The 7,358-nt window shown below is 69.2% G+C and carries 9 protein-coding genes; 5 read left to right on the forward strand and 4 right to left on the reverse strand.

Features of this window, described 5'->3' with window-relative positions; all coding sequences use genetic code 11:
* Nucleotides 1–18 precede the first annotated feature (18 nt).
* From IB268_RS27410 to IB268_RS27420, 3 genes are read left to right on the forward strand one after another with little or no spacing between them, the layout of a single operon-like run.
* Entirely contained in the window at nucleotides 19–921 is a 903-nt protein-coding gene (locus IB268_RS27410; protein ID WP_192355115.1) for an SDR family NAD(P)-dependent oxidoreductase, read from the forward strand.
* The gene (gene bktB / locus IB268_RS27415) at nucleotides 900–2,084 is read left to right on the forward strand and encodes a beta-ketothiolase BktB (RefSeq protein ID WP_192355116.1); all 1,185 of its coding nucleotides are present in this window, start codon (nucleotides 900–902) and stop codon (nucleotides 2,082–2,084) included. The genes IB268_RS27410 and bktB overlap by 22 nt, the downstream gene beginning before the upstream one ends.
* Nucleotides 2,085–2,091: 7 nt before the next feature.
* The gene (locus IB268_RS27420; protein ID WP_125473090.1) at nucleotides 2,092–2,583 is read left to right on the forward strand and encodes a MaoC family dehydratase; all 492 of its coding nucleotides are present in this window, start codon (nucleotides 2,092–2,094) and stop codon (nucleotides 2,581–2,583) included.
* Here IB268_RS27420 and IB268_RS27425 read toward each other — a convergent pair.
* On the reverse strand, nucleotides 2,558–4,036 hold the full coding sequence (locus IB268_RS27425; RefSeq protein WP_192355117.1) for a PLP-dependent aminotransferase family protein: 1,479 nt from the start codon (nucleotides 4,034–4,036) through the stop codon (nucleotides 2,558–2,560). The genes IB268_RS27420 and IB268_RS27425 overlap by 26 nt on opposite strands.
* A gap of 123 nt (nucleotides 4,037–4,159) precedes the next feature.
* Here IB268_RS27425 and IB268_RS27430 point away from each other — a divergent pair, with 123 nt between their 5' ends.
* Entirely contained in the window at nucleotides 4,160–4,888 is a 729-nt protein-coding gene (locus IB268_RS27430) for a GNAT family N-acetyltransferase (RefSeq protein ID WP_192355118.1), read from the forward strand.
* Entirely contained in the window at nucleotides 4,879–5,778 is a 900-nt protein-coding gene (locus tag IB268_RS27435) for a DMT family transporter (protein ID WP_054458147.1), read from the forward strand. The genes IB268_RS27430 and IB268_RS27435 overlap by 10 nt, the downstream gene beginning before the upstream one ends.
* 11 nt (nucleotides 5,779–5,789) lie before the next feature.
* On the opposite strand, the gene IB268_RS27440 is transcribed toward IB268_RS27435, so the two are convergent.
* From IB268_RS27440 to IB268_RS27450, 3 genes are all read right to left on the reverse strand, one after another.
* The gene (locus tag IB268_RS27440; RefSeq protein WP_119452052.1) at nucleotides 5,790–6,728 is read right to left on the reverse strand and encodes a DMT family transporter; all 939 of its coding nucleotides are present in this window, start codon (nucleotides 6,726–6,728) and stop codon (nucleotides 5,790–5,792) included.
* Nucleotides 6,725–7,060, reverse strand: a complete 336-nt coding sequence (locus IB268_RS27445; RefSeq protein ID WP_119452051.1) for a co-chaperone YbbN — start codon at nucleotides 7,058–7,060, stop codon at nucleotides 6,725–6,727. Before IB268_RS27445 ends, IB268_RS27440 begins: the two co-directional genes overlap by 4 nt.
* A gap of 110 nt (nucleotides 7,061–7,170) precedes the next feature.
* Nucleotides 7,171–7,358, reverse strand: a 188-nt coding sequence (locus tag IB268_RS27450) for a M20/M25/M40 family metallo-hydrolase (RefSeq protein ID WP_192355119.1), incomplete at its 5' end; no start/stop codon positions are given.

Below are 7,358 nucleotides of genomic sequence, written 5' to 3' on the forward strand. Positions count from 1 at the left end.
CATTCATCCGGAGACTCTATGACTCAACTTTTGCAAGGCCGCGTCGCCATCGTGACCGGAGCCGGGCGTGGATTGGGCCGCTCGCATGCGCTGGAGCTTGCGCAGCACGGCGCCAAGGTGCTGGTGAACGACCTGGGCGCCGACCGGCCGGACTCGCCGGCCCAGGCCGTGGTGGACGCGATCCGCGCGGCTGGCGGGGACGCCATGGCGCATGGCGCCGACGTGACCCAGCCGCAGCAGGCCGAGGCGATGGTGCAGGCGGCCATCGCAAATTGGGGGCGCGTCGACATCCTGGTCAACAACGCGGGCATCCTGCGCGACAAGACCTTCGCCAAGATGGGCCTGGAGGACTTCCGCCTCGTGATCGAGGTCCATCTGATGGGCGCGGTGCATTGCACCCAGGCGGTGTGGAACGCCATGCGCGAACAGAACTATGGCCGCATCGTCATGACCACCTCGTCCTCGGGACTCTATGGCAACTTCGGCCAGGCCAATTACGGCGCGGCGAAGATGGCGCTGGTCGGCCTGATGCAGACCCTTGCCCTCGAAGGCGAGCGCTACGGCGTGCGCGTGAATTGCCTGGCGCCGACGGCCGCCACGGCCATGACCGAAGGCCTGCTCGATGAGCAGGCGCTGGCCTTGTTGACGCCGGACTCGGTCAGTCCCGCCCTGGTTGCCCTGGTGGCCGAAAACGCGCCCACCCGGACCATTCTGATGGCGGGCGCGGGCAGTTTCGAGCAGGCCAATATCACCATGACCCGCGGTATCCATCTGAGTGGAGAGGAGTTGTCCGCGCAGGCCCTGATCGGCCGCCTGGACGAAGTGTCCGACCGCGCGCAGGAAACGGTTCCCGCCACCGGTTTCGACCAGTTGCGCCACGAGATCGCCAAGGCCCTGGCATGCGAAACCGAGAAGTTGTAGTCCTGTCTGGCGTGCGCACGCCCATCGGCAGTTTCGGCAAGAGCCTGAAGGACGTCCCGCCCACGGCGCTGGCCGCCGAGGTGTTGAAAGCCGCCGTGGCGCGCGCGGGCCTGGCGCCTGCGCAGATCGAGCACGTCTGCTTCGGCCAGGTCATCACGACCGAAGCGCGTGACCTGTACTTGTCGCGGGTGGCGGCGATCGAGGCCGGTTGCGCCGACGGCACGCCGGCATTCAACGTCAACCGCTTGTGCGGCTCGGGATTGCAGGCGGTCGTTTCGGCGGCGCAGTCCATCCTGCTGGGCGACTGCAAGGTCGCGGTGGCGGGCGGCGCCGAGAGCATGTCGCGCGCGCCGTACGCCACATCGGCGCTGCGCTTCGGCGCGCGCATGGGCGATGCGCCGATGACCGATATGCTGCTGGGCGTCTTGCATGATCCGTTCCACCGCATCCACATGGGCGTCACGGCGGAAAACGTCGCCAGGCGCTACGGCATTACGCGGGACGCGCAGGATGCGCTGGCGCTGGAGAGCCACCGCCGCGCCGCGCGCGCCGTGGCCGAAGGCCGCTTCGACGCGCAGCTCGTGGCCATCACGACGCCCGGCCGCAAGCCCATTGTGTTCGCGCAGGACGAGCACGTCCGCGCCGACATCGCGCCGTCGGACCTGGCCGCCCTGAGGCCCGTATTTTCTTCCGACGATGGCACGGTCACGGCGGGCAACTCCTCCGGCATCAATGACGGTGCGGCCGCGCTGGTACTGATGGAGCGTGCCGAGGCGCTGGCCCTGGGCGCGCGCCCCATGGCCCGCCTGCTTGCTTACGCCCATGCCGGCGTGGACCCGCGCTACATGGGCATGGGCCCGGTTCCCGCCGTGCGCGCCGCCCTGGCCAAGGCAGGCCTGTCCGCCGCCGATATGGATGTGATCGAGTCCAACGAGGCCTTTGCGGCGCAGGCCTGCGCGGTGGCGAGCGAACTGGATCTGGATCCGGCCAAGGTCAATCCCAATGGTTCGGGCATTGCGCTGGGGCATCCGGTGGGAGCCACGGGCGCGATCATCGCTGTCAAGGCCTTGCACGAACTCGAGCGCATCGGCGGACGGTACGCGCTGGTCACCATGTGCATAGGCGGCGGGCAGGGCATCGCCGCAATCTTTGAACGCATCTGAAGCCGCCATGACACGCAATCCTGTTGCATCTCCTCTGCCGTTCGACTCGATCCAGTCCTTGCTGAACGCCGTGGGGCAACCTCCCATTGTTTCCGACGCGCTGCTGATCGATCAGGACATGATCGACCGGTTCGCGCAGGTCACGCTCGATACGCAGTGGATCCATGTGGACCGGCTGCGCGCGCAAGCGGAATCCCCCTATGGCGACACCATCGCGCATGGCTTTCTGGCGCTGTCGCTGCTGACGCACTGGCAGAACAGCTGCATCGCCTTTCCGGGCGCAGCGATGTTGCTGAATTACGGATTCGACAGGGTCCGCTTCACCGCGCCCGTGGTTTCCGGCACGCGCGTGGCCGCCAGCTTTTCCTTGGCCGAGGTCGTGGAGACCGGCACGGGCATGGCCCGCTGCGCCTGGAAGGTCGCGATCCAGGCGGAGGGGACGCTCAGGCCGTCGGTGCATGCCGACTGGCTGATCATGGTGCGGTACGGGAGCCCGTGAGTCCTAACGTCACGTCGCGGAGCCTGCGCACCAGGCCCGCGAACCGCTCGGCTCCGGTATTGCCATATCCGATCACCAGGCCATTGTCCTCCGCCCGCGGCGCCACCGCGAACGAGGACAACGCGCCCGGATTCATCCCGATCTTGCGCGCCTGTTCCACGATCTCCCGGTCGGGATATGCAGCAGGCAGCCGCACCGTCAGATGCAGCCCGGAATGTCCGCCCAGGACTTCGTGTTCGATCCCCAGATGCGCCGCCAGCGCCTCGCGCAATGCTCCCTGGCGTTCTCGGTACAGGCGCCGCATGCGGCCCAGGTGGCGCGAGAACTGGCCGTTTTCCATGAAGGCCGCCATGGTCAGCTGTTCCAGCCGGTGGCCGCCGCGCAGCATCTCGATAATGGATGGCATCGCCTGCGCGGCGATGGCTTCGGGCAGCACCACGAAACCCAGGCGCAGCGCCGGGAACATGGTCTTGCTGAAGGTGCCCACGTAGAGCACCGGCGCGTCCTCGACCAGGCCCTGCATCGCGGCGATGGGTTCGCCCTGGTGGCGGAATTCGCTGTCGTAGTCGTCCTCGATGATCCAGGCGCCGGCCTGGCGGGCGCGTTCGATCAAGCCCAGGCGGCGCGGCAGGGACAGCACCGCGCCGGTCGGGTACTGGTGCGACGGCGTTGTCTGGATGAGGCGGGGCGGGCGTTCCTGCCAGGCGCTTTCGGGAATCACGATGCCGTCCGCGTCCACGCGCATGGCAACCACGTCCAGGTCGCCGCCATGGAAGGCGGACTTGGCGCCGCGGTAGCCGGGGTCTTCCAGCCAGGCGGTGTCGCCAGGGTTGGTCAACAGTTGCACGCAGAGCGCCAGCGCGCCCTGGGCGCCTTCGGTGATGACGATGCGCGAGGCGTCGCAGCGCACGCCGCGCGACACGCGCAGGTATTGGGCGATGGCTTCGCGTAGCGCCGGCTCGCCCACGGGATGGCCGTAGCCCAGGGCCGTGGCCGGGGCGGCTTGCAGCGCGCGGTCCTGCGCGCGGCGCCATGCATTGATGGGAAACTGCGTCAGCGCAGGCGTGCCGGGCGTCATGGGCAGCGAACCGTCGTGGGCGTAGCGCGTGGAGACGATGCGCGTCAGCCGCTTGGCGGTGAGCGAGGGCTGGTCCGTGGGCGGCGTCGCGCGCTTGGCGGCGATGGCCGCGGCGGCCGACAGGGGAGCGACCCGCGTGCCCTGGCGGTCGGCGATCACGTAGCCTTCGGCCGTGAGCTGCTCGTAGGCGATCAGCACCGTGTTGCGCGAGATGGCCAGTTCTTCTGACAGGGCGCGCGACGAGGGCAGCTTGCCGCCCGCGGGCAGCTGTCCGGCCAGGATGGCTTGCTTGAGGCGCTGGATCAGTTGGCGCTGGCGCGGCAGGGCGCCGGGGCCGCGCGTGAGCGGGCTGGAAAGCAGGGCGGGGGTATTCATCTTGGCCCTATTAAAATTCTGGATCGTGGTGCTTTTTATGATGCCACGATTCCGATATCGTGAGGGCATGCGTACTGCGCCCGTCCCTTCGGGCGGTGCGCCAACCTGAAGAGGCTCCGTAGCATGCAACCCCGCGTCAACGCCTACCAGCAACCCATCGGCCCGGACATGACGGGCTGGACCACGCGTCCGCGTCCGCCCCTGACACCCATCGTCGGCCGCTATTGCCGGCTGGAGCCGCTGTCGGCCGAGCGTCACGCCGAGGATCTGTTCCACGCGTTCAGCGAGGCGCCGGACGACAGCGACTGGACCTACATGTCGGTGGGACCCTTCGCGGACCTGGCGGCCTACCGCCAGTTCGCCGAGAAGGCGCAGGCCGGCAATGACCCCTTGCATCACGCCATCATCGACCTGGAAACGGGGCGCGCCATCGGCACGCTGGCGCTGATGCGCATCGACCCGGCCAACGGCGCGATCGAGGTCGGCTTCGTGTCGTTCTCGCGCCAGCTCAAGCGCACGCGCATCGCCACCGAGGCCCAGTTCCTGCTGATGAGCCGCGCCTTCGACGAACTGGGCTACCGCCGCTATGAATGGAAGTGCGATAGCCTGAACGCGCCGTCGCGCGCGGCGGCTCTGCGGCTGGGTTTCCAGTTCGAGGGCATCTTCCGCCAGGCCACGGTGTACAAGGGCCGCAGCCGCGACACGGCCTGGTTCGCCATGGTCGACGGCGACTGGCCCGCGCTGCGTGCCGCCTATGAGCGCTGGCTGAGCCCCGACAATTTCGATGCCCAGGGCAAGCAGCGGCAGGGCCTGTCCGAACTGACGGCACAGGCGCGCGCCGCGTGCGCCTGATCCCGGTTGCGCTGGCCCTGTTCTGGGGCCTGAACTGGCCGGCGGTGAAGATCATCCTGTCGATTTTCCCGCCGTTCACGCTGCGCCTGCTCGGCCTGGGCAGCGGCGCGGTGCTGCTGTTGCTGCTGGCGCGAGCCAAGCGGGTGCCCCTGCTGCCGCCGCGCGAGTCGTGGCGCGGCATCATCGTGGGCGGCCTGCTTGCCGTCGCGGCCTTCAACCTGCTGGTGGCCTGGGCGCAGCTCAGCACCAGCACCTCGCGCGCGGCGGTGCTGACCTTCACCATGCCCATGATGTCGGCCGTGCTGGCCTGGGCGGTGCTGGGCGAACGCCTGGACCGGCGCCGGGCGCTGGCGCTGCTGCTGGGCGCGGCCGGGGTTTCCATCCTGGCCTGGCCGGTGCTGCGCGCAGTCTTCGGCGAACACGACGCGGCCGCGGCCAAGGGTCTGGTGTTTCCGCTGGTGGCGGCTTTCGGCTGGGCCGCCGGCACGGTCTACCTGAAGGGCTGGCCGGTGGCCGGCGATCGCATCGTCGTCACGGCCTGGCAGTTGGCGGTGGGCGCGGCTTGCGCCTTGGGCGGCATGCTGATCGCGGGCGAATCGTTCCCCACGCAGGGCTGGAACGGCCGTGTGGTGGCGGCGCTGTCGTTCCACATCATCCTGGGCACCGCCGTCGCGTACTGGCTCTGGTTCGTGCTGAGCGAGCGCGTCAGCGCCACGGTGGCCGCGCTGACCACATTGATGGTGCCGGTGGTGGGAGTGCTGGGCGCGATGGCGCTGGTGGGCGACCGGCCCGCCGCCTTGGACTGGTGGGGATTCGCCCTGGTGCTGGGAGGCGCCGCGCTGATCGTGCTGAACCTGGGCGCGGCGCCCGCGCCGCGATCCAGGCCATAGGCGCGGGTGGATCAGCGCGCGCGCCGCAGCTTCTCGCGCAGCAGTTCGGCGCCGCTCACCAGGGTGATGCCGGTCAGCACCAGCAGCGCGCCCAGCACGAAACCGGCGTCCAGCGGTTCGTCCAGGATGAGCACGCCGAAGCTCACGCCGAACAGCGGCGTCATGAACGACAGGACGGACAAGCGCGAAGCCAGGTAGCGGCGCAGCAGCCAGAACCAGGCCAGATAGCTGGACAGGGCCACCACCACGGACTGGAAGGCGACGCTGAGCACTGCCGCCTGCGTATAGCGAAAGCCGGCGTTGCCGGTGGCCGCGGCGTAGGCCAGCAGGGTAATGGCCGCGACCGCCATCTGATAGAACAGCGTCTTGGCAGGCGCGGCTTCGGACAGCGAGGTCTTGCGGATCGCCACGGTGGTGGCGCCCCAGAACAGGCCGGCCAGGAGGCCCATCGCATCGCCCAGCAGCATGTTGGGCGCGCCGGCCGATCCCGCCGGCTGGCCCTTGCCGAGGAAGGCCACGGCGATGCCGCAGAACGCCACGGCCACGCCCACCCACTGCAGCGGCTTCAGGCGTTCTTCGGGCAGCAGCCAGTGCAGTCCCAGCGCGGTGAAGATGGGCGCGGTGTACAGGAACACCGACATGTGCGAGGCCGTGGTGTAGACCAGACCCTGCGCCACGAACAGAAATTCCCCGGCGAACAGCAGGCCCACGATGAGACCGGGCAGCGCCGTGCCGTCCATGACGGCACGCAGGCCTTCGCGCCGCCACACGGCCACGGCCAGCACCAGCGCCGCGAACGCCGAGCGCAGTCCGATCTGCATGATGGGCGAAACATCCGCGGCCACCAGCTTGATGGCGATCTGCTGGAAGCCCCAGCAGACGCATAAGAGCAGCATGGCGCCGGTCGCCAGCCCGTCCAGCGGCTGGCGCAAGGGCTTGGCGGCGCTCACGGCAGTTCGGCGGGGTAGCTGTCCAGGGCCAGGCCGATCTGCTGGCGCAGATCCCATTCCGCCAGCGTCGATTGCACCGGGCCGAAGAAGGCGCCGTCGCGCGTCACGAACATGGCGGGCAGGTGGAAGACTTCGTAGCGCTCGACCAGGCCGCGGTTGTCGCCGGCGTCGACCCAGCACACGCGTTCCACGGGCAGCTCCAGCTGCGGCAGTTGTTCACGGGCGACGCGGCAGGTGCCACAGGTGCGGCTGTGGAAGACCAGCAGGGACAGCCCGGGCGCGTCCAGCAGGTAGCGGTCGGCGGTGCTGTCGTTGAGTTCTATCTGTTCCATGGGGCGGGCAAGGCGGGAGAGGGCGCCGGTCGCGGCGCGAGGCGCCCATTATGGCAGCGCCCCGCCCGCGGGCGGGAGATACCCGCGGGCCTGGCAGGGCCGTCCCGGCCTCAGGCGGCGCGCAGCTTGCGGTCCAGTTCCAGCACGGATTGGTACAGCACGCGGGTGCCGTCCAGCAGCTGCGCGGGTTCGATCCACTCTTCCGGACAGTGGCTGCGGCCGTTCAGGCAGGGGATGAAGATCATGCCGATGGGGCCGGTGGGCGCCATGTAGACCGCGTCGTGGCCCGCGCCGCTGG

Origin of the sequence: Achromobacter sp. ACM01 (assembly GCF_014851745.1) — a bacterium.
In the GTDB taxonomy this organism is placed as follows: domain Bacteria; phylum Pseudomonadota; class Gammaproteobacteria; order Burkholderiales; family Burkholderiaceae_B; genus Achromobacter; species Achromobacter aegrifaciens.